The following is a 23433-nucleotide window of genomic DNA, read 5'->3' as shown; positions in this document are numbered from 1 at the left end:
CCGGTAAAATACAGGTAATTCACGGACGAATGCCTTTTGGCCCGCTGAAGCCGCCTGCGCGGTCAGCTCGTTTGAATTCACGCTGATACATTACTTCTTGTGTAGTTGTTAGTGATTTTTTCATGCTCTCACGTTTTTTCTTATCCATTACACATTCCTCCTGCACATAGTTTACCTCTCTATATTTTCCAAAATAAACCTGAACTATTCCGCTGATGTTTCTTTCGGTAGTTGAATGAATCACATTATGCTACATTAAAGGAGGAGGTGAATAGAGGTTGCCGAATATTTCAAAGATTGAACAGCAAAAACGAAATAAAAACCGATTCAATATCTATTTATCCGATGAGGGGAAAGCAGAGGAATATGGATTTAGTGTAGATGAAGACCTCCTCGTCCGCATGCGGTTATCGAAAGGAATGGAAGTTGATGAACTTGCCATTATGGAGATTCAATATCGCGACCATGTTCAAAAAGCCTTCCAGTCGGCTGTTCATTTCCTGTCATATCGTATGAGGTCAGAAAGAGAGATTGCTGCTTACCTGGCTGAGAAAGAATGGGAAGAAGCCGTAATTGATGAAGCCATGCATAAATTGCGAGAATATAAATATGTCAATGATGAGGAATATGCCAAAGCTTATGTCCGTACCCAGATGAATATTGCCAGGAAGGGACCGGATTTAATTAAACGGGAGCTTAGCGAGAAGGGAATTTCTGTGAGTATGCAGGATGAAGCTCTAGAGCAATATACACCAGCTCTTCAATGGGAGAATGCGGAGGCTTTGGCGCAAAAATCATTGAAGAAAAGCAAGGGCTCTCACAAAGAGGCGAAGCAAAAAGCTGTGCTTTTCTTAACAAGAAAGGGTTATAATATGGGGCTTGCTGCATCTGTTGCGGACGAGCTCGCATCAGTGGATGAGGATAGCGAGTGGGAAAGCCTCGTACTGATGGGACAGAAATTTCATCGTAAGTATGCAAAGCTTGAAGAACGGGAATATGGGCAGAAGATGAAAACAGCCTTATTCCGTAAAGGATTTCAAATGGACTTAATTAATAAGTTTGTTGAGCTTGGAAAAGAGCAGATAGACAATCAAGAATACGAACTGTGAGAGGGGCATATGGGGATGGAAGAGAAGAAATTTAGTGAAATGACTGAGCATGAATTAAGACAGACAATAGCTGAATTAAATGAAAAGGCAAGAAAGGCCGAGCAGCTAGGGATGGTGAATGAATTTGCCGTCCATAAGAGAAGAGCGGTTATGGCAAAGGCCTATTCTTTAAACCCGAAGGATTTTGAACCGGGTGAAATTTATGGGATTGACGGCGCTCCGGGTGAATATTTTAAGGTCGAGTATTTGAAAGGCGTATTCGCATGGGGATTTCGCCTGAATAAAGGAGAAGAGGAAGGACTGCCCATCTCCTTATTACAAAGGTTGAAATAGAAACAGTAAATTCATTTAATAAAAAACCGCCCATAGAGGGCGGTTTTGATTTTGGGCTTATTCTTCATCCCGATGACTAGAGGCATACATTCGTTCCTCAGGATGGGTATTGGTAGTGCCATCTGGGCGCTTTGAAGCATATTTGGATTTGGCGCGGGCTGTTTCAGCCCTGAATTTATTGTCATGCTGATAAGGGAATCCTGTTTCTTTATTTCTCATCTGTATCATGCCTTTCTCCTTAGATTCCCTCTTAGTATGGGAAGCGGAGGATGAAATAGGCATGCGAATATTTCCCATCAGCCTGTGATGATATTTAATTTCTTTTGGAGCTTCTCCTCAGTGAATACCCAGCCAGTGAATGAATTAAGGATATTCAATTGATCATCCAGATGAACAATTGCCACAAATGGATAACGCCCTCTGCTTCGATAGCGAAGGTCGATAAACCTGACGGTGAACATTTCGTTTTCATAGCTGATCTCCCACCGGTAGACCGGGGAGAAAGAAACAAAGGCCGATAGGTTCACATCCTGCAAGGCCGCATCAAGTACACGGCTTTCCGGTAATGGATGTCTGTCAAATGTATCAAGGATGCTGATTTCCCGGTTCTCAGCAACCGCAACATAATACTTATCCCCTGTCGTCACAGCAATCTTCCATTTGTGATAGCGCATTGTCGGTGAGAGGATGATTCGTCTTGCATCAGGAATCTTTTGGCGTACAAGTTCTTTAATGGAACGGTGCTCGAGAATCCGCGCAAGATAATACCCAATGACGATAATGTACACCATGACAAATGTCGGGCCTGGCGGAAGACCGAATGCCCATAATATTAAGCCGGCGATATGAATCCCGAAGATAAAAGGGTCAAATGTATTGATGATGCCGAGTGCCACCCATCTAGAGGATAACGGTCTGATTGCCTGTGTTCCGTATGCATTGAATATATCGACGAATACGTGGAGAAAAACGGCTAGGAAGGTCCAAAGCCATGTATGCAATACATTTGCCTCCGGAAGAATAAGGGAGGCGGCAGCTGTAATCAAGACCGGCCACAATAATACAAAGGGAATAGAATGGGTCATTCCCCGGTGATTCCGTATATAAACAGCATTATTGCGCATTTTCAAAACAGTGTCGATATCAGGTGCTTGTGAGCCTAGAACGGTACCAATCATAACGGCAGTCGCAGTGTATGAGCTATGTGCCACAACAGGGTCCAAAGTAGCAAGCCCGCCGAGCGCTATACCCATAACAAGATGTGTACCGGTATCCATATGAAAACCTCCTTTGCCGCAAACAGACTTAGATGAAAGACTATATGTCTATACTATCCATATTTTAATTACTTTCCATACCGAAATGGATGAATTACAATGAAGAAATTAACCTTGCTAAGTTTATTTCTAATATGTTTATATTCCCTTTTTGCCCGAATATTTAACATAACCAGGAGGAAACGTGAAAAAGTTAGCCAGTAATAATATTGAGCAATTCAGAGAAGATTTGGTAAATTGGTTTTTGGAGGAACAACGGGTGCTCCCGTGGAGAATGAATAAAGACCCCTACAGGGTTTGGGTATCTGAAATTATGCTGCAGCAAACACGTGTCGATACAGTCATACCTTATTACGAGCGGTTCATGGAATGGTTCCCAACACTTGAAGATTTTGCAGAGGCAGACGAGGAGAGAATCCTCAAAGCTTGGGAAGGTCTTGGTTACTATTCAAGAGTGCGTAATCTGCATGCTGCCGTGAAAGAAGTGAAAGAAAGCTATGGCGGTACTGTTCCAAATACGCCAGAGGAAATAAGCCGCCTTAAGGGCGTTGGCCCTTATACAGCAGGTGCGATTCTAAGTATTGCATACGGGCTGCCGGAGCCGGCTGTTGATGGGAATGTCATGAGGGTGCTCTCGCGCATATTAGAAATTTATGATGATATTGCTAAACCTGCCACAAGAAAAGTATTTGAGCAGGCTGTGAGAGAATTGATTGACCATGATCATACGTCTGAATTTAACCAGGCCTTAATGGAGCTTGGGGCTTTAATCTGTACGCCGACAAAGCCTTCATGTCTGCTATGTCCTGTACGTGAGCATTGCCAAGCGTTTGAAAAAGGGTTGCAGCAGGAGCTTCCTGTAAAGACAAAGGCCAAGAAGACGAAGACAGTTCAATTAAGTGCCCTTGTCTTGATTGATAAGAGCGGCAGGATGGTTATTCGAAAAAGGCCGTCATCCGGACTGCTTGCTGGTTTATGGGAATTTCCCAATTATGAGGTCAGCGGCATGGAGGATTTAAAGCAGATTATGGCCAAGGAACATCATCTTGTCATAGAAGATATTCGTCCAATTGGACAAATCAGCCATGTCTTCTCCCATCTTGTTTGGGAAATCACTGCCTATGAGGCAAGGGTAGAAAATGTGGAACGGTTTACAGAAGAGGGCCGAAAAACTGCCTTTGTGAGGGATGAGGATTTCAAAGACTACGCACTGCCTGTATCCCATCAAAAAATCTACGAAGCCCATTTAATGAATGAGAAACAGTGACGGATTATCCGCCACTGTTTTTTTCATTAGTCATAAGAGATGCGTGTCCCGTGTGTCCAGTCAGCCTCAAAGCGTGTTAATCCGCCTCGGCGTTCAATTTCCTCGATAATCTCACGTTGAATCGTATGCCCTTCAACATTTAAATAAGGCATAATCTGCATAAGAGAATGATGAAAATACTCAAGCTCTGAGTCCTTCCATTCCTCCTTCTTAATCATTGACAGCTCAGTCATATCTCGTCCTACATACATGTGTAAGCCCTCCTTTAAATAATAGATAGTTTTCCGAAAAGCTGCCTAAATCACTCGTAAAAGTTTTGAATAACAATATGTGTCTTGGACACATTAATAGTTGTGGAGGTGATACGAATGGCTAACAACAGTTCAAAAACAAATGCTAACCTAGTGAGACAACAAAACGCACAATCTGCAGGTCAAAGCCAAGGACAATACGGCTCTGAATTTGCATCTGAAACTGATGTGCAAAGCGTAAGAGAAGCTAACCAAAAAGCTGAACAAAACAAAGCGAAAAACTCCGGTAACTTCGGAAAACAATCTTAATGCATGCTTAATCCGAAGCACTTGCCCTTGCCTGGCAGGTGCTTCTTTTTATGTCGACAAAACCTCTTATTAGCCAACAGAAAAAGTCAAAGGGATTAAAGCACTACATAGAGAAATTATTCTTTATACGGACAAGAGGTGGGTGATGACGATGAAAAGCTTTGAGGAATTAGTGAATGAGCAGATGTTGATCATGGATAAATTATTAAATATGCAAACAGAACTTGACCGTTACAGAGAGCTTGAGGAAGAATTGAGGAACCGTAAGAAGGAGCAGGATTTATTATCCGTACAGGATGATATTATGGAAATGAAGAAAGAGCTGAATTCGATTCAGAATATTTTCATGCAGCTGACAGAGAGGGTTATTGAAAGCTACCAGACGAAATCCTCTACTGAGAAAATCATGCATGATTGAGATTGTTTTTAAAGGGCATCTAATCGATGTTCTTTTTTATTTGTTTAATCGAATGTTTATACATATAGAGCCAAGTGTTTCACATATGGCGGGAAGTGGGAAGTATATAATACTTGTTCATGAGGTTGTATGCATAATCCTGGTTCACTTTGTTTTAAAATCACGCTCAAATCGTTATAATAAATAAGAAGAATACGGAAATGGTGTCTTATTTATACTGAATAAGGACAAGGGTGAATTGATTGGTGATAGATAAGTGCCCTGCCCATAGGGTGAGAAAGTAGGTAATACAACGTGCGAGTACCGAGAGAAGGAGAAGAAATCCAAATACACAGCTATAAGCATAATGGACACATCCACCGAGTTTGGCAAGAAACGACCGTTTTGAAGGGAACGCAATATATTGTGATTGGGTGCAATGACCGGACTCTCGTCACCGAAAGTGATGGCCGGACATGGCTGACGAGAGAACCTGCAATCACCTATTTCCATTCGCAATACTGGTTCAATATAATTGGCATGCTGCGAGAAGATGGGATTTATTATTACTGTAATTTAAGCTCCCCTTTCGTCTTTGATGGAGAAGCCGTAAAATATATCGATTATGATTTGGATATTAAAGTATATCCAGATATGACGTACAATTTACTTGATGAGGATGAATATGAGCAGCATAAGCGTGAAATGAGTTACCCAAATGTAATCGATCATATTCTAAGACGGAATGTGGAAAAATTAATCGGCATGATTCGGGCGAAGAAGGGACCGTTCGCGCCTGAATTTGTTCATAGCTGGTATAAGCGTTATGTAACGATCAAGAATAACGAAAGATAGCCTGTTTCCATTACGGACGGGCTTTTTCCGTGATAAGAGGAGAATTAATAGTGAGCAGTATAAAACGGTATATGAAATTTGTAAAACCTTATAAATGGCAAATCATCATCACGATTCTCATCGGAATTGTGAAATTCTCCATACCGTTGATTACTCCGGCATTGCTTGGTTACGTCATTGATGATGTCATCGGGGCGAATGCCCTGACAAAGGATGAACAGCTTAGGAAGCTGTTCATGCTGATGGCTTTAATGTTCTTTATCTTTGTCGTTGTCCGACCGCCTGTTGAATATTACCGTCAATATTATGCGCAGTGGACAGCGAGCAAGATTCTGTTTGATATACGTGACAAGATGTTTGGTCATATACAGAAGCTGAGCTTTAAGTATTATTCCAATGCCAAGGGCGGGGAAATCATATCCCGGGTAATCAATGATGTAGAGGAGACGAAGAATTTTGTCATCACCGGGCTGATGAATGTATGGCTTGATCTTGTCACCATCCTCATTGCGGTTGGCATTATGCTGGCTATGGATGTAGAGCTGACACTGATTTCATTGTTGCTCTTACCTCTTTATGGTTTTTCAATTAAATACTTCTTCGGCAAGCTTCGGGGATTGACCAGAGAACGTTCTCAGGCCCTTGCGGAGGTTCAGGGATACCTGCATGAACGGGTGCAGGGAATGGCTGTAATCAAAAGCTTTGCAATAGAAGACCATGAACAAAAGCAATTTAATCGGGAGAATGGCAACTTCCTTAAAAAAGCCCTGACGCATACGAGCTGGAATGCCAAATCATTTGCGGCTGTCAATACAATTACAGATGTTGCGCCGCTGATTGTGATTCTTTTTGCCGGCTATCAAGTCATATCCGGAAATTTGACACTTGGAACGATGGTTGCCTTTTATGGATACATAGACTTGCTTTATGCGCCATTGAGACGGTTGATGAATTCCTCCACCACATTGACTCAGTCGCTGGCATCAATGGACCGTGTATTTGAGTTCCTGGATGTCCCTTATGATATCGAGGACCGCCCGAATGCAAATGAATGTAAGGACGTGCAAGGAACAATCAAGTTTGAGAATGTTTCCTTTTCCTATGGAGAAGATGAAAACCTAGCTTTGAAGAATATTAATCTCGAAGTAAAGCGTGGAGAGACTGTCGCATTGGTTGGGATGAGCGGAGGAGGAAAATCTTCCTTGGTCAGCTTGATTCCGAGATTTTATGATGTGACAGAAGGCAGGATTCTGCTTGATGGAATCGATATCCGTGATGTTAAGGTCCGTTCCTTGAGAGATAATATTGGCATGGTCATGCAAGATAGTATCTTATTCAGTGACTCGGTTCGTGCTAACATTCTGCTTGGGAAGCCAGAGGCAACTGATAAAGAAGTATATGAGGCAGCTAAAGCTGCCAATGCCCATGATTTTATCTTGGGTTTACCGAGCGGATATGAGACGAAAGTGGGCGAGAGAGGCGTCAAGCTCTCAGGCGGGCAGAAGCAGCGTGTGTCCATTGCTCGTGTATTCCTTAAGAATCCGCCAATCCTGGTTCTGGATGAGGCGACCTCAGCTCTTGACCTTGAGAGTGAGCATCTCATTCAAGAGGCGCTTGAGAAGCTGTCAGAGGACCGGACGACCTTTATCATTGCCCACCGGTTATCCACGATTACCCATGCCGATAAAATCGTCTTAATCGAGCATGGTGAAATCACTGAGAGCGGCACCCATCAAGAATTGATGGACAGGCAGGGCTCTTACTATGATTTGTTTAAAATCCAGCAATTGGACAGTTAATGAAGAAGCTGAGCTGAAAGCTCCGTTCAAAACGGGCTTTTGGCTCGTTTTTTTGTTGCCGGGAGTTACCATGCTTTATGAAAGGTGTAAAAAATGGTTATGAAACAGCCATCTTTGGAGTGTGAGTTCGGGTTAATTGAAAGGAAATAGATGATGGAGCATAGAATTTCTTATAGTAAGCATTCTTGCACTTTTGAAACTAATAAAGGAGGATGTACTTAATGACAGCTGTATTTTCCAAAGTTCAAGACGTACTTGAAAACTATAAAACATCCGTTTACGAGAAGGATGTTGAAAAGTTCTTATCCATGTACGCTCCTGAAATGCATATTTATGATTGCTGGGGGAACTGGGAGGTTAAGGACCTTTCTTTGTGGAAGAATAATGTAGCAGAGTGGTTTAATGGATTGAACGAAGAGGGTGTTTTACTTAAGGTTGATTTTCATGACCTAGTAGTTGAGGAAGATATAAACCTTGCATTTGTTTATTGTACTGTAACATTTACTGCACATTTAGCAGATGGTGGTGAGCAACTTCGCCAAATGTCTAATCGATTCACATATGGTTTGAAAAAGGTGAATGAATCATGGTTTATAATCCATGAACATTCCTCATTACCTATAAGTGTAGAAACTGGTAAAGGAATTTACAACATGGGTAAAGGTTAAATAAGGATGACTGCTGCATATCTTATATTCTGGACTATAACTGAATGGTACGTTAGATGTCACAGAAAGGCTGTTTTTAAACCTCGGTCGTCAGGGAAACAGAAACAGCAGCAATACGCTATAAAAACAGGCGGAAAACCAAAACGGTTTTTCGCCTGCTATTTTGAGCGCTCAATGGCTCTTATGCTTGATCATCATCCGGTAATTGTACGGATTTGTTTTCTGCTTTATGGTAGGAATGGAAGCTATTGACGAGCATTTCGAGATGCTCCAGATAGTCTCCGTATTCCAAAATCGCGGAGATCAAGGTGACCATATGGTAGTAAACAGGTGTTTCATCCGTGGCATTAATGCGGAAGCCTCTGACAACCTCAATCAACTGCTGCTTATTATATTGCTCCTCTGTCTCGGCATATAAGTATCCTGGTTTAACTTTTTCCGTGAATTTCAAATGGATATGTTCATGTTTTCTCATCAGGATATCGAGCTGTTCTTGGACTTCAAGCTGGAAGTCATCCGGCATTTGGTGAAACTCTACTTCAAAACGGTGAAGTCTTTTTAGGATATCGAGCGCTCGTCGGTTGGTCGCAATCATATAGCGATAAAGGACGAGCTTTCGAGCCTTTGCAATATTATTTTTCTTGAAATATTGCCGTTCCTCTTGATACATATCATAAAGCCGCTCGGATTTGCTCATGTTCTCCTTAAGCCGTTTAATATCCTTCTTTAAATGCACATGCTCGGTCGTGCTGCGTGAGCCAATGCGAATCCAGCGCAGAATCTCATCAGTGGTGTAATTAATTCGTGTGAACAGCTTTGTTTCATATTTAGGCGGAAGAAAAATCAAGTTCACTAGGAAGGCTGAGAGAATCCCAATGAGAATGGCGAATACTCTCCAGAAAGCGAACGTTGTAAAATCGCCTTCAGGTTGCTCCATAATCAAGATTAATGTCACTAAAGAGATGGTTAATTGATTATCATTTTTTAGCTTCAGATTAATGACGATTGTGATAATGGCAGCGAGACCAATTAATAACGGCTCGTTTCCGAATAACAGGACAAATGTGATAGCTACCAAGAAACCGATGATATTGGCTTGTATTTGATCAATCAATGTTAAATAGGAGCGATAAATAGTCGGCTGTACGGCAAATACCGCCGAAATGGCTGCCAATGTAGGGGATGGAATCCCAAGCAGCACCGCTACATAAATGGCTATGACTATGGCTACTCCCGTTTTAAAAACTCGGGCACCAACCTTCATAAATTCTACCTCTTCCTTTATCTAAAGTTATGCAAATCGTTTGTCTATTTTCACTCAATGTACTATACAGGGTTTTGACCGGATGTTCAAGATATACTTGTAAATTGACTTATATATGATAATTATTTTCCCCTTTACTCACTCAAGAATGCATGGATGCCCTAGTTTCCTTCTTTAAAACAAAATAGATGAGCTTACAACTGTCTTGGTAGTTAAAAGTAAAAGCCCTCCTGATCAAAGGAGGGCTTTTTTTCAATACGCGAATCATTCTGTTGAAACGGAAGGATCGGCATGTTCCTTCACAGGGACGATTTGGATGAAGTTTTGAGCTGGGTTCTCTAAAAGGAGGGCCAGTTCTTCTGCTTCTGCTTTTTGTCCATTTGAGCCTAGTATGCTCATGTATTGACTAAGAAGCTCGGTAACATCCTTAACGCCTGTATCAGTTAATTTCTCGATGGATACAAGTGCGCCTTTAGCGATCCTGCGCTGGAGGGCATCTTTATTCAAGCCGCGCTCTGGCTGATAGCGGAGATAAATGACTCCGCCTGTCATGCCGGCGCAAATCCATGGGCCTGGATCACCGAGTACAAGTCCGCGGCCATTGGTCATATACTCAAAGGCAAAGCCTTTAATATTGGAGTTAACACCAATATTGCCTTTTTCGTCGGCTGGTATATCCTGTTTAAGCAGTCCGCCGATAATCATATCTGCACCAGAGAGACGGATTCCGGCACGGGCATCGGCATCACCTTGGGCGATGAGCAAGCCTTTTTGAGCACCATAGCCAAAGCCTTTACCAACGGAGCCGTTATAGTATTGTCCATCTTTTCCTTTATCCTTCAAGATGGCGATTGTTCCTCCAAAGGATGTTTTACCTGTTCCGTCCTGGGCTCCGCCATCGACAACGATATTGATGCCTTCTGTGTTGTATGCACCAAGACCGTTTCCTGGAATGGAGCCTTTATAGGTTAGATTCACCGGATCAAGCTTTCTGTATGAACCATCTAAGCGCCCGCGTACTCGATGGCAGGAAACGCGGCTGCCAAGAACACGTTGAATGGCGTTGACATTTTGGAAATTACGGGATTGGAACAAATCGTTCACACTTGAATCAAGATATTCGGCACCAACCGCTGCCATTTGGACCATGAGCTCCTCATCCGATGATTTTGATTCCATCTTGGAGATTTGTCCAAGCTCAAGGGTCTTAAGCAGATAGGTTAGGTCAAGCATGTCTTTGCCTTTTGTTTGCTCGAGCAGCTCAGAATGACCGACTGCTTCTTGAAGATCCGTAATGCCGAGCTGGGCAGCCAATGTCTTCAGCTCATTACCGAAAGCGGTGAACATATTGACGATCCCTTCAACGGCTAAATCGTATTGCCTTGGTACGAAGCGGCGCAAGCCATGTTCTTTAGCTTCAGCTTCAGAGTCGATTTGAGTTGCAATACCGACATGGCATGTATCCAGATGACAGCCGCGGCAAGTGGTACACCCGATGGCAATCATGGATAAGGTACCAAAGCCAACACGGTTAGCTCCTAACAGCATCACTTTAAGGATATCTTTTGCACTCTTTAGACCGCCGTCAGCCCAAAGCTCGACATCTTGTCTTAAGCCTGCCTCAAGTAAGGCGTTATGCGCAGATTTAACCCCGATTTCGACTGGAAGACCAACATTTTGCAGGGCATGAATCCGAGCGGCACCAGTACCGCCGTCAAATCCGCTTAAAGTGATAATATCTGCTCCAGCTTTGGCGATTCCGACAGCAATTGTTCCGATATTCGGCACGACAGGAACCTTGACAGCAACCTTGGCTTGGTCATTGGCCGTTTTCAGCTCATGAATCATTTGAGCCAAGTCCTCAATCGAATAAATATCATGGTTATTAGAAGGTGAAATCAAGTCAGAGCCGATTGTCGCATTACGAGCTTCGGCAATCTTCGCTGTCACCTTAGAACCAGGCAAATGCCCGCCTTCACCAGGCTTCGCGCCTTGCCCGATTTTAATTTCGAGCAGGTTAGAAGAGTTTAATAGCTCTGCATTGACACCGAACCGTCCTGAAGCAATCTGCTGTCCGCGTGTCCGAGGGTATTTACCAAGCATATCTTTGATTTCGCCGCCTTCGCCGTTCATGCTGATCATGTTCAGGCGATCTGCTCCTTCAGCATATGCACGGAAGGCTGTCTCATTTTGAGAACCGAAAGACATGGACGCAATAACGAATGGCAGGCTATGTTCACCGACGCCGAGATTGACCATTTCTGGGTTGACAGTATTACCCGTCTGTTTGAAATCTGTTAAATGACGGATGGTTGTCGGATTCTGTTCCTCTTGCTCAGAAATCTTCTCGCCGTAGGCTGTATAATCGCCGGTCTTTGCCACATCCCCGATTGCTTTCCAAATACGCGGGAAGAGGTGGAATGTTTTGCCGATGCGCTCTTTCTCATTTGCATAATCAGTTGTGCGCTGCTTGGCATCTTCCTTCATGGTTTCAAAGTTGTACTTGAGTTCGTTAGAGCCAAAGAAGTTGACGATATTCAGGACTTCTGCAACCTCATCGTGCAAGCCGATGCTTGAGAATAAGCGTCCATACCCGCGAAGCTCGTGAATACCGAGTGTGGAGATCACTTTCTCAAGACCCTTTGACAAGGCCTTATAAAGGTTCGCAACAGGCTTCGCTGTCTCATCAGCGACTGTTCGGAACATATAATAAGGATTGATTAGATTTGCACCCAATCCATAAGCAACGATAATATCATGCAAATTGCGAATAGCTGCAGAACGCAGGGCAAGAGAGCAATCACGACGTTTACCGTTCTTGACAAGTGCTTGGTCAACGGCTGATACGACTAGATGCGGGTCAATCCATAACTGTCCGTCCTTATGTGCTGAATCATCATCCAGACAAAGGATAGAAGCACCATTGCTGACGGCTTGAATAGCCTCTCCTGTAATGCGTGCAAGGGCTTCAGCGATTGTTTCTTCCTCTGTAAATGTCATGGAGATGGTATGCCATTTGCCTTCGCCATCAAATAATTGATAAATCTGTTCGAAGGAAGGCTGGCCCAATTCTCGTACGCAATCCTGACCAGGTTTACCTTCTACTAGCAGAGGGGTAAGAAGTTCAATGATTGGGCCTGCTTGCTTATCGCTTGTAAATAAGGATGGACGTTTTCCGATGATGGTTCTTGTCGAGAAATGCTCCATCTCACGGTCCCTGTCAATGGCAGGGTTTGTGACAACTGCCACGCTTTCTTTAATGAAGTCAGCAATGTTTTGTCGTTCTGGGTTAAGGGCTGCGAGTGGTGCATCATGGCCAAGTGAACGAATTGGTTCTGCTCCTTTTTCTGCCATTTGCTCAACTAATTGGATATTATCGCGCTCCCATCCAAAGGCCTTATACTGCCCGTTTTGGATTTTGGAGTCCTCTTGGTTCACGATTATTTTCTTCGCTTCAGGAGGAAGCATGCGCAGGTGTGTATCCTTAAATGAAAGTCGACTGGAGAAGCGTTCGAACACTTCTTCTTGATAGTGCTTATATTCATAAAGCTTGATGGTATCTCCGTTCCATTTCAAGCCGACCTTTTCTCCTGGTCCGATTGGTTTTGGATCGGCAACATATTCAGTCGTTGGAATGACACCAGGTTCTGAACCGAAAAGATAAGAGCTTGATGTTTCCATCATCCATAATGGGCGCAAGCCCAGTGAATCAACGGAGAACGCTACTTCGTCTGCGTGGCGGGAAATGATGGCTGCTGGTCCTTGGGCGAAATGTCCCCAGGATTCACGTAAGTATGTGTACAAATCCTGAAGATGTCCAGGATATTCCTTCATCTCATTGATGATTGGAGGGAAGATGATATCAAGCGCTTCGAATAAGCTGTAGCCTTCGCGGTAAATAAATGTTTCGAGCGTGCGGCTAAGGTCTTGTGAATCACTTCCGCCTTGCACGAGCGGAACACCAATCATTTGTGCTTCATCCCGTAAGCGTGCAATCGTATTAATCTCGCCATTATGGCCGAGAACGCTGAATGGCTGCACACGGAAGAAGCTTGATAATGTATTCGTGCAATACCGGTTATGTCCTAGAGTCATAGTGGATGCAACGAGCGGGCTGCTTAAGTCAGGATAATATTTTGGCAGAATATCCCCGGCACCCATAACCTTGTAGACCGCATGATATTGGCTTAAGGATGAAACATGAATCGATTCATTTTTTTCAATTTCTATAGTCAAATCAAATAAAAGAGAAGAGAGTGCTTGCTGGTTTAACTCTTTATTGGCAATAAAGCCAACCTGTAAGAAGACAGGGTTCTCCTGCAGGGCGATTGGTCCGAGTGCGTCTGAAGAATAGGCTTGATCGGACACAAAGACCTCATTTAATCCGCTGCTTTTTGCTTTGTGGACAATCTCTTCGATTGTCTGTCCTTTATCGGCGCGGCGGTCTATAAAGAAGTGACCAACGACGAAGTGAGAGGAATCAGCCAGGGAAGAATCGACCCCTGTATTTTTTAGCTTTTCTTGCCATAACGCACGCGGGATATCTATATGAATGCCAACGCCGTCACCTTCACCATTAATAAAACCAGCGCGGTGGTTCATGGTTACAAGGGCATCAATACACGCAAAGATATTTTCACGTGTTGGGATTTTTTTCTTTTCTACACAGGCGATAATTCCGCAAGCATCATGTTCAGCTTTATGGAATTCGGTAAATTTGCTAGGACTCCATTTTTGGTTCATAAGAAAGGCAACGGATAAGCTTGCGCCTATTTAATTGCCAGTTCACCTCCTGCTTAAACTTGTGGTATTGGATGTAACTTTGGAAACTAATTGGAAGGGAATACATAGTGTGAGGGTATACAATCATTAAAGACTAATAGCTATATAGTATCATTAGAATTTTCAGAAATCAATTAATTATGCATTGGTCACTAGATTGTAAAAAAATATGCAATCAGTAAAACAGCCTAATGTAAACGCTTCCTTTATTCATTTGTAGAATAAATCCGCTTATGATAAGCGGATTTACCTTTGAATAATTATTCATCTTGATGAATTTATAAAGATTTGAATGCTTCGTTGACTGCTTCTATCGTTCTATCAATATCTTCTTCTGTATGAGCGGTTGTTAAGAACCAAGCCTCATATTTCGAAGGGGCGAGATTAATGCCCTGCTCAAGCATGAGTTTGAAGAAACGGCCGAATTTTTCTCCGTCAGTTGCTTCTACCTGTGCGTAATTGATGATTTCTTCTTTTGAATCTGTGAAGTATACAGTCAAGGCACCTTTTAATCGATTAAGCTGAATAGCTACATTATGCTGCTTAGCTGCATTGCGGATGCCGTCTTCTAATCGGGCACCGAGCGTGTCTAGGCGGTCATATACCCCTTCTTCTTTCAAGATTTCGAGGCAAGCGATGCCAGCTAACATGGAAGCAGGGTTTCCGGCCATTGTTCCAGCTTGGTAAGCGGGTCCCATTGGGGCTACCTTATCCATGATTTCTTTTCTGCCGCCATAGGCGCCAATTGGCAGGCCGCCGCCGATGATTTTCCCAATAGCGGTAATGTCCGGCTCCACGCCTAATAGGTTTTGAGCACCGCCATACATAAAGCGGAATGCAGTGATGACCTCATCATAGATGACAAGGGAACCGTGTGCATGAGCGATTTCATTTACAGATTCAAGGAATCCTGGCTGCGGCTGAACGATGCCGAAGTTTCCGACGATTGGTTCAACGAGAATACCTGCTACTTCTTCTCCCCATTTCTCCATTGTCTCTTTAAAAGATTCAACATCATTGAATGGTACAGTTATAACCTCTTTGGCAATGCTTTGAGGAACACCGGCAGAGTCAGGTGTACCGAGTGTAGATGGCCCTGAGCCTGCAGCGACTAATACGAGATCGGAATGTCCGTGATAGCATCCGGCAAATTTAACGATCTTGTCTCTTCCTGTATACGCTCTGGCAACACGAATCGTTGACATGACGGATTCAGTGCCTGAATTTGTGAAACGAATTTTTTCCATAGAAGGAATGGCTTCCTGCAGCATTTTGGCAAACGTCAATTCTGATGGTGTTGGTGTTCCATAGAGTACCCCGTTCTCTGCTGCTTCCGTAATGGCCTTCGTAATATGGGGATGTGCATGACCTGTAATAATCGGTCCAAAAGCAGCAAGGTAGTCTATGTACTTATTGCCGTCAACATCCCAGAAGTAAGCGCCTTTACCTTTTACCATGGAGACGGGCGATCCGCCGCCGACAGCCTTGTATGACCGTGAGGGGGAGTTGACTCCTCCGACGATAATTTCGAGGGCTTCTGCATGCAGCTTCTCAGATTGTGTATGATTCATAAAAAATACCTCCTTCATGCATAAAGCACGTAATATATTGTAGCACTCCCAAACTTTATTTGTATATGGTCGAGCCAACCAGCAGTTCTGTACAACCAATCATAGTTATGCAGAGCCTTGAGTATATATTACTAGCGGGATGTTCGCGATTGAAGGAGGGAATCCTTTGTTCTATGTGTTTATATCAGCGGTGATTATATGCCTGGGGATGAGCTTGAAGAGCCTCTTGCTTCCGACTGAGAAGGGAGAGAGAATTTCCTTGGAGCATTTGTATTGGATTATAACGGTCTATTTCATCTTCTTGATAGGCTTTGGGTTATTGTATGTCTTGATGGATTTGAAATTTGGTTCGGTTATTCACTTGAACGGTTTGCCTGTTATGGGAGGGTTCTTCGCCAAGCTTGCTTCATCACTCTATTTCAGCACGATGACCTTGCTGTCTGTGGGGTATGGGGATATGGTGCCTGTTGGTGTCGGGAGATGGATTGCTTCTATAGAAGCGTTAATTGGATATGCGCTGCCGGCGGCATTTGTTGTTCGTACGGCCATTGACTTTGAGAATGTAAAAATTGACCGTAATTAGGTATAGTAATAAATAGATGTAAAGTGAAGGAGGAATCGATATGAGTACGTTAATAGGAAAGATGGCACCTGACTTTAAACTGGAGGCCGGAGATGGAAAGGTTGTAACGATGGCTGATTTTGCTGGGAAGAATGTTGTGCTGTACTTCTACCCAAAGGATATGACACCTGGTTGTACGACGGAGGCTTGCGATTTCAGAGAAAGTCATCAATCGTTTGCTGAACTCGATACCATCATTGTCGGTGTGAGCCCTGATCCAAAGGAAAGACATGAAAAGTTCATAGCTAAATATGATTTGCCGTTTCTCTTATTGTCTGATCCGGAACATGTCTTGTCTGAAGCCTATGGGGTATGGGTTTTAAAGAAAAATTTCGGTAAGGAATATATGGGTGTGGAGCGTTCGACCTTTGTCATCAATAAAGAGGGTGAAGTCGTCAAGGAGTGGCGTAAGGTGAAGGTGAAGGGGCATGTTGAAGAAGCGTTAACCTATATTAAGGAGAATTTATCTTAAAGGCAAAGTGAGGGGAGAGGGAGAAGATGAGGGATCCGCGATTAAAGGTACTGGCCAAACAAATCCTTGAGCATTCTGTGAAAGCGGGAAAAGGGGATAAAATCATGATTCACGGCCAACCGAATACAAAACCGCTTATGCTCGAATTGCTTGAGGAGGCGTATAAGCTGGGAGCCTATCCATTCATGGAGCTTAAGGATGATGAATTAGATAGGCAATGGGCTATACAAAGCAGCCTTGAGCAGTATGAAACAATCGCCAGGTGGGAAATGCAGCGATTCCAAGACTTGGACGCGCTGATTTACATAGTCGGGGAAGAGAATGACGCGGAGATGACCGATATCCCTGCAGAGGTATTCAGGGTGAGCGGTGAAGTCATGAAGCCTGTTACTGATTACTATATTAATAAATGCCGTTGGGTACTCCTGAATTACCGGACAAAATCGCTCGCACAAAAAGCTGGCATGAGCACGAGTAAATTTGAGGATTTCCTTCTTGATGTATGTACGGTTGATTATGCAAAGATGGCAGCTGCTATGAAACCTCTAAAAGAATTAATGGAGAAGACTGACCGTGTGCGTATCGTGTCACCGGGCACAGACCTCACCTTTTCAATCAAGGGGATACCGGCTGTTATGTGCTATGGGGAGCGAAATATACCGGATGGGGAAGTGTATACCGCTCCTGTCAGAGACAGCGTTAACGGCACCATTACCTATAACACTCCTTGTCCCTACCAGGGGACAACCTTCCGTAATGTGAGTTTGACCTTTAAAGATGGAAAGATTATCAAAGCTGCGGCTGATCAATCAGAGAAAATAAATGATATTTTTGATACTGACGAAGGTGCCCGATATATTGGAGAGTTCGCACTTGGCCTCAATCCGATGATTCATCATCCAATGGGCGACATTCTCTTTGATGAGAAAATTAATGGCAGTATTCATTTCACGCCTGGATTGGCTTATAAGGAAGCGGATAATGGAAATGTATCCTCTATCCATTGGGATATGGTTCTTGTCCAGCGTGAGGAATACGGTGGAGGAGAGATTTACTTCGATGACCGTCTCATTCGCAAAAATGGTTTATTTGTCGTCCCGGAGCTTGAGGGATTGAATCCGAATGCCTTGCTTCGGAAGGGGAAATGAGCCCTTTTTATAGAATGAAGGCTCATCCCCTAATCAACCTCGGACAATCTGAATAAGATGAAATCAGGGAATACCTCCTCAAACATAAATGTTGATGACTGCAAAAGATCATTATTTTGCAGTCCTTTTTTTGGTATTTATAGGGAAAGTTTCTTAATATAAATAGTAAGAAATTAGTTATAAGATGTTTGGGGGATGTAATTATGAAAATTGTCTCGTCTTTTTTGCCTCCGAGAGCGCTGCAGAAATCCATCACTGAGAAGTTTAATGAACATGAGTTCTGCTTTTTTAAGGGGATGGAACAGATTGACGATAAACTGATTGGTGAAATGGAAATCTTCATTACATATGCGGAAGACTTGAGCCCAGAAATTATCAATCGTGCGTCCTCGCTCAAATGGATTAGCGCAATGGCTGCAGGTATTGATAAGATGCCGATTGAAGCTATCGAGAGCAGGGGAATCCTTGTGACGAACGCAAGAGGTATCCATGCTGTCCCGATGTCTGAATTTGCACTGGGTCTCATGTTATCACATGTGAAAAGGCTGGCTGACTTAAAGGATTTGCAAAGGGAGAGTACATGGAATAAATGGCTCCCTGTAGGTGAATTGTGCGGAAAGACACTCTTGTTGCTTGGAACTGGAGCTATTCCGGAGGAAATAGCTCGTCTTGCTGATGCATTCCAAATGAAGGTGATTGGCGTGAATAGAAGCGGCCGTTATGATGGAGAGAGTTTTTCTGATGTGCACCCAATTGGACAATTGAATCAGGTACTCCCGGAGGCACATATCATTGTGTCTGTCCTGCCAAGTACGCCAGAGACGAGGGGGCTTCTCACATATGATCATTTCAAGCAGATGAGAAGTGATGCTCTCTTTATTAATCTAGGAAGAGGAGATCTTATCACGATAGAGACGTTGAAGAGGGTGCTGGAGGATAAGGTCGTTGGTCATATGGCGCTTGATGTGTTTCCTGCCGAGCCGCTTGACGCCGATAACCCGCTTTGGGGCTATTCGAACTTGACGATAACTCCGCATATCTCCAGTATCACGGAGAATTATCTTCCGAGAGCCTTTGCCATCTTTGAGCACAACTTAGATGTGTATTCTGGCAGAAAAGAAGATGATTATATGAATAAAATCGATTTAGGAAAGGGGTATTAATATTGAAGATTTATACGAGAACTGGAGATAAAGGGCAAACATCCCTTGTTTACGGGACAAGAGTCTTGAAAACAGATTTACGTGTAGAAGCCTATGGTACCTGTGATGAGGCGAATTCGATGATTGGACTCGCTCTTAGTCATATACATGATTTGGACTTTGAGGGGAAAGATAAGCTTCAACAAGTCTTCCATGTCATTCAAACAGATCTATTTCATGTTGGTGCTGAATTAGCAACACCAGAGGGCAAAAAAGTCGGATGGGTACTCAAGAAGGAGTCCATTACGGATATGGAATTGTATATTGATGAGCTAAATGAGGAGCTTCCTCCCTTCAAGAACTTCATTCTTCCGGGCGGACATCCTGCTGGTGCAACGCTGCATGTTGCACGAACGATTGTCAGAAGGGCAGAAAGAAAAGCTATCGCGATTGGCGAAGGAGTCAACCCTCTCGTGATTGCCTACTTGAACAGGCTCTCCGATTTGCTCTTCGTTGCAGCGCGTTTCTTGAACCTGCGTTTAGGCCGTCTTGAACCCACGCTGCATGAATAGGAGAGGAGATTACCAATCTGAGTGGATGACTTATACCCGCTAGGTTGGTAGAAACATTGACAATACGGCGCTTTATCAAGTAAACTTATTGTAACCATTATAAAGTAAGAATCTATAAAAAAGGGAGTGCATGACGGTGTCTCACCAACTTAAAGATGCTTTAGATACTCTGAAAACAACTGGTGTCCGCATGACTCCGCAACGTCATGCCATATTAGAATTTTTAATTACATCACATACACATCCAACTGCAGATGATATTTACAAAGCATTAGAAGGTAAATTTCCCAATATGAGCGTAGCAACTGTCTACAATAACTTGCGTGTGTTCAAAGAGGTTGGATTGGTGAAAGAGTTGACGTACGGAGATTCATCCAGTCGTTTTGATTATTCTTCCTCTGACCACTACCATATTATTTGTGAGAAATGCGGGAAGATTGTCGATTTCCATTATCCAGGTCTTGATGAGGTTGAGCATCTTGCTTCGCATGTAGCTGGTTTCAAGGTAACTCATCACCGAATGGAGATTTACGGAGATTGCCCTGATTGTGCAGCTAAAGAAGTGCATTAATTTTTGAACCCGCTAAATTAGCGGGTTTTTTATAAGAGAAAAGAAGCCGGTGAAAAACCAGGCTTCTCTTTTTTATGCATGATGGTTCTCTTGGTTTTTTCTATTATAGGTTTCATCAAATTCCTTGCCCTCTAACTTCTTATCTAAGGTTAATGGCTCGCGGCAATGCATGCACATATCAACCCGGCCGAGGATCTTTGTTGGTTTTCCGCAATTTGGACAGACAACCTGTACGGCTTTGGTTGAAAGCATGCCGATCCAGAAGTATACGACCATGCTTGCCATCATGGCGAGAAGGCCTAAAACCATAAAGATTGTCATCAGTAAAGGTGAGGTGCGGAAGAAAATGCCGATATACATAATGATGAACCCGATAAAAATCAAACTAAGAGCGAATGTTCTTATTTTATTGATTTTGCTACTATACTTAGCCACAGCTGATCCCCCTTTTGTCTACTATAATATACCATATTATCCAGCGTCATCTATATAATCGTGAATCTAAAACAAAATAGTGGCAGAAGTCTGTCGAATATTGTTGAATTAGTTTATATACCCAAAAACCCTTCTAAAGGAGTAGAACAATGGAAGATATCCTAAGGCCTGTATACCAAGAGAGAGCAAGCAACCCAGAAACGCAAGGTGTGTTATTAATCGAAAAGAATTCACCTGAGAGTCCTAGCACGGATACATTTGATTGCATTTTACTCGTTATCATTAATAGTCAGGATAAACCACCTGTATTCATTAAGCACTATGCGTATGAACATAAAAAGGCAGCTCTTCATGTTGTGACGGAGGATAAATTGAATGAATGGAGACTGCTCGGTACAAACAGGAAAATTATCGACTGGATCTACAATGGAAAAATCGTATTTGACCGTAATGACTATTTAGCATCCTTGAAAAGGGAAATGGATGAATTCCCGTTCTATGGACGAAAAATCAAGAAAGGGATAGAATTCGCTAAATTAATCAGGCGATATATGGATGGGAAAGAACTATTCGATCAAGGAAATATTCTTGATGCCTATAATCATATTGTCCATGCGCTCCATCATTTGGCGAGACTTGAAGTGATTGAGAAGGGGTATCATCCGGAAGTGACGGTCTGGAACCAAGTGAAGCAGATTGGACCGGACATTTATAAATTGTATGAGGAACTTGTTTATAGTGATGAGAGTGTAGAACAGCGTTTGGAACTGCTGTTTCTAGTCAGTGATTTTTTAATCCATACAAGAACAGAATCTGGTTCTGGGCATATCATGGAGATTATCGGGGAGCGGGGCAGCGATTATTGGTCCTATGATGAGCTATATTCGCATAAAGAGTTAGTCTATTATGGAGAAGACCTCCGCATCTTAATTGAATATTTAATAGACCGGGGATACATTGAGGTTGTCTTGCAGGAGACGAAGGGTATGAAGCTGTATCATCGCTATTATAAAATTCATGAAGAAATTTAAAAAATTATATTGACAAAACGTTTTTGAGATGATATATTAATAAACGTCGCTGATGACCTTGATGAAAACGAGGTAAACGACAAAAAAACTTTTTCAAAAAAGTTATTGACAAGAAATCAAAAACTTGTTAAGATATAAAAGTCGCTGAAAACGACAACGAATTGAAAAAGAAATAGATTGTTCTTTGAAAACTAAACAAAACGAAACGCTAAGCAAGTCTTAAAAAAGAGAGTTTAACTCCGAGTTTAACTCTCGTCAATGTTTTAAATTATAGCTAGATCAAACATCTTTTGGAGAGTTTGATCCTGGCTCAGGACGAACGCTGGCGGCGTGCCTAATACATGCAAGTCGAGCGAATCAGATGGGAGCTTGCTCCCGGATGATTAGCGGCGGACGGGTGAGTAACACGTGGGCAACCTGCCCGTAAGATTGGGATAACTCCGGGAAACCGGTGCTAATACCGAATAGTTTCTGACACCTCATGGTGTCAGAGGGAAAGTTGGCTTTTAGCTAACACTTACGGATGGGCCCGCGGCGCATTAGCTAGTTGGTGAGGTAACGGCTCACCAAGGCGACGATGCGTAGCCGACCTGAGAGGGTGATCGGCCACACTGGGACTGAGACACGGCCCAGACTCCTACGGGAGGCAGCAGTAGGGAATCTTCCGCAATGGACGAAAGTCTGACGGAGCAACGCCGCGTGAGCGAAGAAGGCCTTCGGGTCGTAAAGCTCTGTTGTCAGGGAAGAACAAGTGCCATTCGAATAGGTTGGCACCTTGACGGTACCTGACCAGAAAGCCACGGCTAACTACGTGCCAGCAGCCGCGGTAATACGTAGGTGGCAAGCGTTGTCCGGAATTATTGGGCGTAAAGCGCGCGCAGGCGGTCCTTTAAGTCTGATGTGAAAGCCCACGGCTCAACCGTGGAGGGTCATTGGAAACTGGAGGACTTGAGTGCAGAAGAGAAGAGTGGAATTCCACGTGTAGCGGTGAAATGCGTAGAGATGTGGAGGAACACCAGTGGCGAAGGCGACTCTTTGGTCTGTAACTGACGCTGAGGCGCGAAAGCGTGGGGAGCAAACAGGATTAGATACCCTGGTAGTCCACGCCGTAAACGATGAGTGCTAAGTGTTAGGGGGTTTCCGCCCCTTAGTGCTGCAGCTAACGCATTAAGCACTCCGCCTGGGGAGTACGGCCGCAAGGCTGAAACTCAAAGGAATTGACGGGGGCCCGCACAAGCGGTGGAGCATGTGGTTTAATTCGAAGCAACGCGAAGAACCTTACCAGGTCTTGACATCCTCTGAAAACCCTAGAGATAGGGCGTTCCCCTTCGGGGGACAGAGTGACAGGTGGTGCATGGTTGTCGTCAGCTCGTGTCGTGAGATGTTGGGTTAAGTCCCGCAACGAGCGCAACCCTTGTCCTTAGTTGCCAGCATTCAGTTGGGCACTCTAGGGAGACTGCCGGTGACAAACCGGAGGAAGGTGGGGATGACGTCAAATCATCATGCCCCTTATGACCTGGGCTACACACGTGCTACAATGGGTGGTACAAAGGGCAGC

Annotated in this window: 23 protein-coding genes and 2 other annotated features; of the genes, 15 read left to right on the top strand and 8 right to left on the bottom strand. The window is 43.5% G+C overall.

Annotated features, from left to right (window positions below):
- Positions 1-19 precede the first annotated feature (19 nt).
- Positions 20-148, bottom strand: coding sequence for a YfhE family protein (locus tag AC622_RS20790; protein ID WP_082197186.1), 129 nt, complete (start codon positions 146-148; stop codon positions 20-22).
- Positions 149-278: 130 nt separating this feature from the next.
- Between AC622_RS20790 and recX the strand changes: the two genes are divergently transcribed.
- Both recX and AC622_RS16665 read left to right on the top strand, forming a co-directional pair.
- Positions 279-1109 (top strand): recombination regulator RecX, encoded by an 831-nt coding sequence (recX, locus tag AC622_RS16670; RefSeq protein WP_049672078.1) that lies wholly within the window; start codon positions 279-281, stop codon positions 1107-1109.
- Positions 1110-1124: 15 nt separating this feature from the next.
- A complete protein-coding gene (locus AC622_RS16665; protein ID WP_049673035.1) occupies positions 1125-1442 on the top strand; it encodes a YfhH family protein in 318 nt (105 codons plus the stop codon).
- 57 nt (positions 1443-1499) lie between these two features.
- On the opposite strand, the gene AC622_RS16660 is transcribed toward AC622_RS16665, so the two are convergent.
- Together AC622_RS16660 and AC622_RS16655 are read right to left on the bottom strand one after the other, a co-directional pair.
- A complete protein-coding gene (locus AC622_RS16660; protein WP_049673034.1) occupies positions 1500-1661 on the bottom strand; it encodes a small, acid-soluble spore protein K in 162 nt (53 codons plus the stop codon).
- 77 nt (positions 1662-1738) lie between these two features.
- Complete coding sequence (locus tag AC622_RS16655; protein WP_049672077.1) at positions 1739-2719, bottom strand: metal-dependent hydrolase; 981 nt, start codon at positions 2717-2719, stop codon at positions 1739-1741.
- A gap of 184 nt (positions 2720-2903) precedes the next feature.
- On the opposite strand from AC622_RS16655, the gene mutY reads away from it, so the two are divergent.
- The gene (gene mutY / locus AC622_RS16650; protein WP_049672076.1) at positions 2904-3986 is read left to right on the top strand and encodes an A/G-specific adenine glycosylase; all 1083 of its coding nucleotides are present in this window, start codon (positions 2904-2906) and stop codon (positions 3984-3986) included.
- Positions 3987-4012: 26 nt separating this feature from the next.
- Here mutY and AC622_RS16645 read toward each other — a convergent pair whose 3' ends face one another.
- The gene (locus AC622_RS16645) at positions 4013-4237 is read right to left on the bottom strand and encodes a hypothetical protein (RefSeq protein ID WP_049672075.1); all 225 of its coding nucleotides are present in this window, start codon (positions 4235-4237) and stop codon (positions 4013-4015) included.
- 117 nt (positions 4238-4354) lie between these two features.
- Between AC622_RS16645 and AC622_RS16640 the strand changes: the two genes are divergently transcribed.
- The 5 genes from AC622_RS16640 (at position 4355) to AC622_RS16620 (ending at position 8265) form a co-directional block, all read left to right on the top strand.
- The gene (locus AC622_RS16640) at positions 4355-4546 is read left to right on the top strand and encodes a gamma-type small acid-soluble spore protein (protein ID WP_049672074.1); all 192 of its coding nucleotides are present in this window, start codon (positions 4355-4357) and stop codon (positions 4544-4546) included.
- A gap of 151 nt (positions 4547-4697) precedes the next feature.
- Entirely contained in the window at positions 4698-4964 is a 267-nt protein-coding gene (locus AC622_RS16635; protein WP_049673033.1) for a YgaB family protein, read from the top strand.
- A gap of 294 nt (positions 4965-5258) precedes the next feature.
- Positions 5259-5798, top strand: a complete 540-nt coding sequence (gene ntdP, locus AC622_RS16630; protein WP_049672073.1) for a nucleoside tri-diphosphate phosphatase — start codon at positions 5259-5261, stop codon at positions 5796-5798.
- 50 nt (positions 5799-5848) lie between these two features.
- A complete protein-coding gene (locus AC622_RS16625; protein ID WP_049672072.1) occupies positions 5849-7597 on the top strand; it encodes an ABC transporter ATP-binding protein in 1749 nt (582 codons plus the stop codon).
- Positions 7598-7818: 221 nt separating this feature from the next.
- Entirely contained in the window at positions 7819-8265 is a 447-nt protein-coding gene (locus AC622_RS16620; RefSeq protein ID WP_049672071.1) for a YybH family protein, read from the top strand.
- A 181-nt stretch (positions 8266-8446) separates the two neighbouring features.
- On the opposite strand, the gene AC622_RS16615 is transcribed toward AC622_RS16620, so the two are convergent.
- From AC622_RS16615 to AC622_RS16605, 3 genes are all read right to left on the bottom strand, one after another.
- Complete coding sequence (locus AC622_RS16615; protein WP_049672070.1) at positions 8447-9529, bottom strand: FUSC family protein; 1083 nt, start codon at positions 9527-9529, stop codon at positions 8447-8449.
- 264 nt (positions 9530-9793) lie between these two features.
- The gene (locus AC622_RS16610; RefSeq protein WP_049672069.1) at positions 9794-14272 is read right to left on the bottom strand and encodes a glutamate synthase-related protein; all 4479 of its coding nucleotides are present in this window, start codon (positions 14270-14272) and stop codon (positions 9794-9796) included.
- 317 nt (positions 14273-14589) lie between these two features.
- A complete protein-coding gene (locus AC622_RS16605) occupies positions 14590-15882 on the bottom strand; it encodes a glutamate-1-semialdehyde 2,1-aminomutase (RefSeq protein ID WP_049672068.1) in 1293 nt (430 codons plus the stop codon).
- Between the two features lie 175 nt (positions 15883-16057).
- Here AC622_RS16605 and AC622_RS16600 point away from each other — a divergent pair, with 175 nt between their 5' ends.
- The 6 genes from AC622_RS16600 to perR all read left to right on the top strand — a co-directional run bounded on the left by AC622_RS16600 (position 16058) and on the right by perR (position 20409).
- Positions 16058-16465 carry a potassium channel family protein gene (locus tag AC622_RS16600; RefSeq protein WP_231589611.1) on the top strand — a complete coding sequence of 136 codons (408 nt, stop codon included), beginning with the start codon at positions 16058-16060 and terminating at the stop codon, positions 16463-16465.
- A 40-nt stretch (positions 16466-16505) separates the two neighbouring features.
- Positions 16506-16976, top strand: coding sequence for a thioredoxin-dependent thiol peroxidase (bcp, locus tag AC622_RS16595; protein WP_049672066.1), 471 nt, complete (start codon positions 16506-16508; stop codon positions 16974-16976).
- Between the two features lie 26 nt (positions 16977-17002).
- Positions 17003-18124, top strand: a complete 1122-nt coding sequence (locus tag AC622_RS16590; RefSeq protein ID WP_049672065.1) for an aminopeptidase — start codon at positions 17003-17005, stop codon at positions 18122-18124.
- 203 nt (positions 18125-18327) lie between these two features.
- On the top strand, positions 18328-19287 hold the full coding sequence (locus AC622_RS16585; RefSeq protein WP_049672064.1) for a D-2-hydroxyacid dehydrogenase: 960 nt from the start codon (positions 18328-18330) through the stop codon (positions 19285-19287).
- A 2-nt stretch (positions 19288-19289) separates the two neighbouring features.
- Positions 19290-19838, top strand: coding sequence for a cob(I)yrinic acid a,c-diamide adenosyltransferase (locus AC622_RS16580; protein WP_049672063.1), 549 nt, complete (start codon positions 19290-19292; stop codon positions 19836-19838).
- A 130-nt stretch (positions 19839-19968) separates the two neighbouring features.
- Positions 19969-20409, top strand: a complete 441-nt coding sequence (gene perR, locus AC622_RS16575) for a peroxide-responsive transcriptional repressor PerR (RefSeq protein ID WP_049672062.1) — start codon at positions 19969-19971, stop codon at positions 20407-20409.
- A 72-nt stretch (positions 20410-20481) separates the two neighbouring features.
- Here perR and AC622_RS16570 read toward each other — a convergent pair whose 3' ends face one another.
- A complete protein-coding gene (locus tag AC622_RS16570; protein ID WP_049672061.1) occupies positions 20482-20844 on the bottom strand; it encodes a YgzB family protein in 363 nt (120 codons plus the stop codon).
- Positions 20845-20993: 149 nt separating this feature from the next.
- Between AC622_RS16570 and AC622_RS16565 the strand changes: the two genes are divergently transcribed.
- Positions 20994-21875, top strand: coding sequence for a nucleotidyltransferase-like protein (locus tag AC622_RS16565; protein ID WP_049672060.1), 882 nt, complete (start codon positions 20994-20996; stop codon positions 21873-21875).
- Between the two features lie 295 nt (positions 21876-22170).
- Positions 22171-23056 (top strand) — a sequence feature (16S ribosomal RNA rRNA prediction is too short).
- 60 nt (positions 23057-23116) lie between these two features.
- Positions 23117-23411: a sequence feature (16S ribosomal RNA rRNA prediction is too short), on the top strand.
- Positions 23412-23433 lie beyond the last annotated feature (22 nt).

Source organism: Bacillus sp. FJAT-27916 (assembly GCF_001183965.1).
Taxonomy (GTDB): Bacteria; Bacillota; Bacilli; order Bacillales; family Pradoshiaceae; genus Pradoshia.
This window is presented reverse-complemented; position numbering and strand designations above follow the sequence as displayed.

What these genes read in the sequence shown, in the direction of transcription:
- AC622_RS16565 (WP_049672060.1), top strand. Translation starts at nt 20,994, where the DNA reads ATGGAAGATATCCTAAGGCCTGTATACCAAGAGAGAGCAAGCAACCCA.
- AC622_RS16640 (WP_049672074.1), top strand. Translation starts at nt 4,355, where the DNA reads ATGGCTAACAACAGTTCAAAAACAAATGCTAACCTAGTGAGACAACAA.
- bcp (WP_049672066.1), top strand. Translation starts at nt 16,506, where the DNA reads ATGAGTACGTTAATAGGAAAGATGGCACCTGACTTTAAACTGGAGGCC.
- AC622_RS16605 (WP_049672068.1), bottom strand. Translation starts at nt 15,882, where the DNA reads ATGAATCATACACAATCTGAGAAGCTGCATGCAGAAGCCCTCGAAATT.
- AC622_RS16590 (WP_049672065.1), top strand. Translation starts at nt 17,003, where the DNA reads ATGAGGGATCCGCGATTAAAGGTACTGGCCAAACAAATCCTTGAGCAT.
- AC622_RS16645 (WP_049672075.1), bottom strand. Translation starts at nt 4,237, where the DNA reads ATGTATGTAGGACGAGATATGACTGAGCTGTCAATGATTAAGAAGGAG.
- AC622_RS16615 (WP_049672070.1), bottom strand. Translation starts at nt 9,529, where the DNA reads ATGAAGGTTGGTGCCCGAGTTTTTAAAACGGGAGTAGCCATAGTCATA.
- AC622_RS16665 (WP_049673035.1), top strand. Translation starts at nt 1,125, where the DNA reads ATGGAAGAGAAGAAATTTAGTGAAATGACTGAGCATGAATTAAGACAG.
- AC622_RS16585 (WP_049672064.1), top strand. Translation starts at nt 18,328, where the DNA reads ATGAAAATTGTCTCGTCTTTTTTGCCTCCGAGAGCGCTGCAGAAATCC.
- AC622_RS20790 (WP_082197186.1), bottom strand. Translation starts at nt 148, where the DNA reads ATGGATAAGAAAAAACGTGAGAGCATGAAAAAATCACTAACAACTACA.
- AC622_RS16635 (WP_049673033.1), top strand. Translation starts at nt 4,698, where the DNA reads ATGAAAAGCTTTGAGGAATTAGTGAATGAGCAGATGTTGATCATGGAT.
- AC622_RS16610 (WP_049672069.1), bottom strand. Translation starts at nt 14,272, where the DNA reads ATGAACCAAAAATGGAGTCCTAGCAAATTTACCGAATTCCATAAAGCT.
- AC622_RS16655 (WP_049672077.1), bottom strand. Translation starts at nt 2,719, where the DNA reads ATGGATACCGGTACACATCTTGTTATGGGTATAGCGCTCGGCGGGCTT.
- AC622_RS16660 (WP_049673034.1), bottom strand. Translation starts at nt 1,661, where the DNA reads ATGAGAAATAAAGAAACAGGATTCCCTTATCAGCATGACAATAAATTC.
- perR (WP_049672062.1), top strand. Translation starts at nt 19,969, where the DNA reads ATGACGGTGTCTCACCAACTTAAAGATGCTTTAGATACTCTGAAAACA.
- AC622_RS16620 (WP_049672071.1), top strand. Translation starts at nt 7,819, where the DNA reads ATGACAGCTGTATTTTCCAAAGTTCAAGACGTACTTGAAAACTATAAA.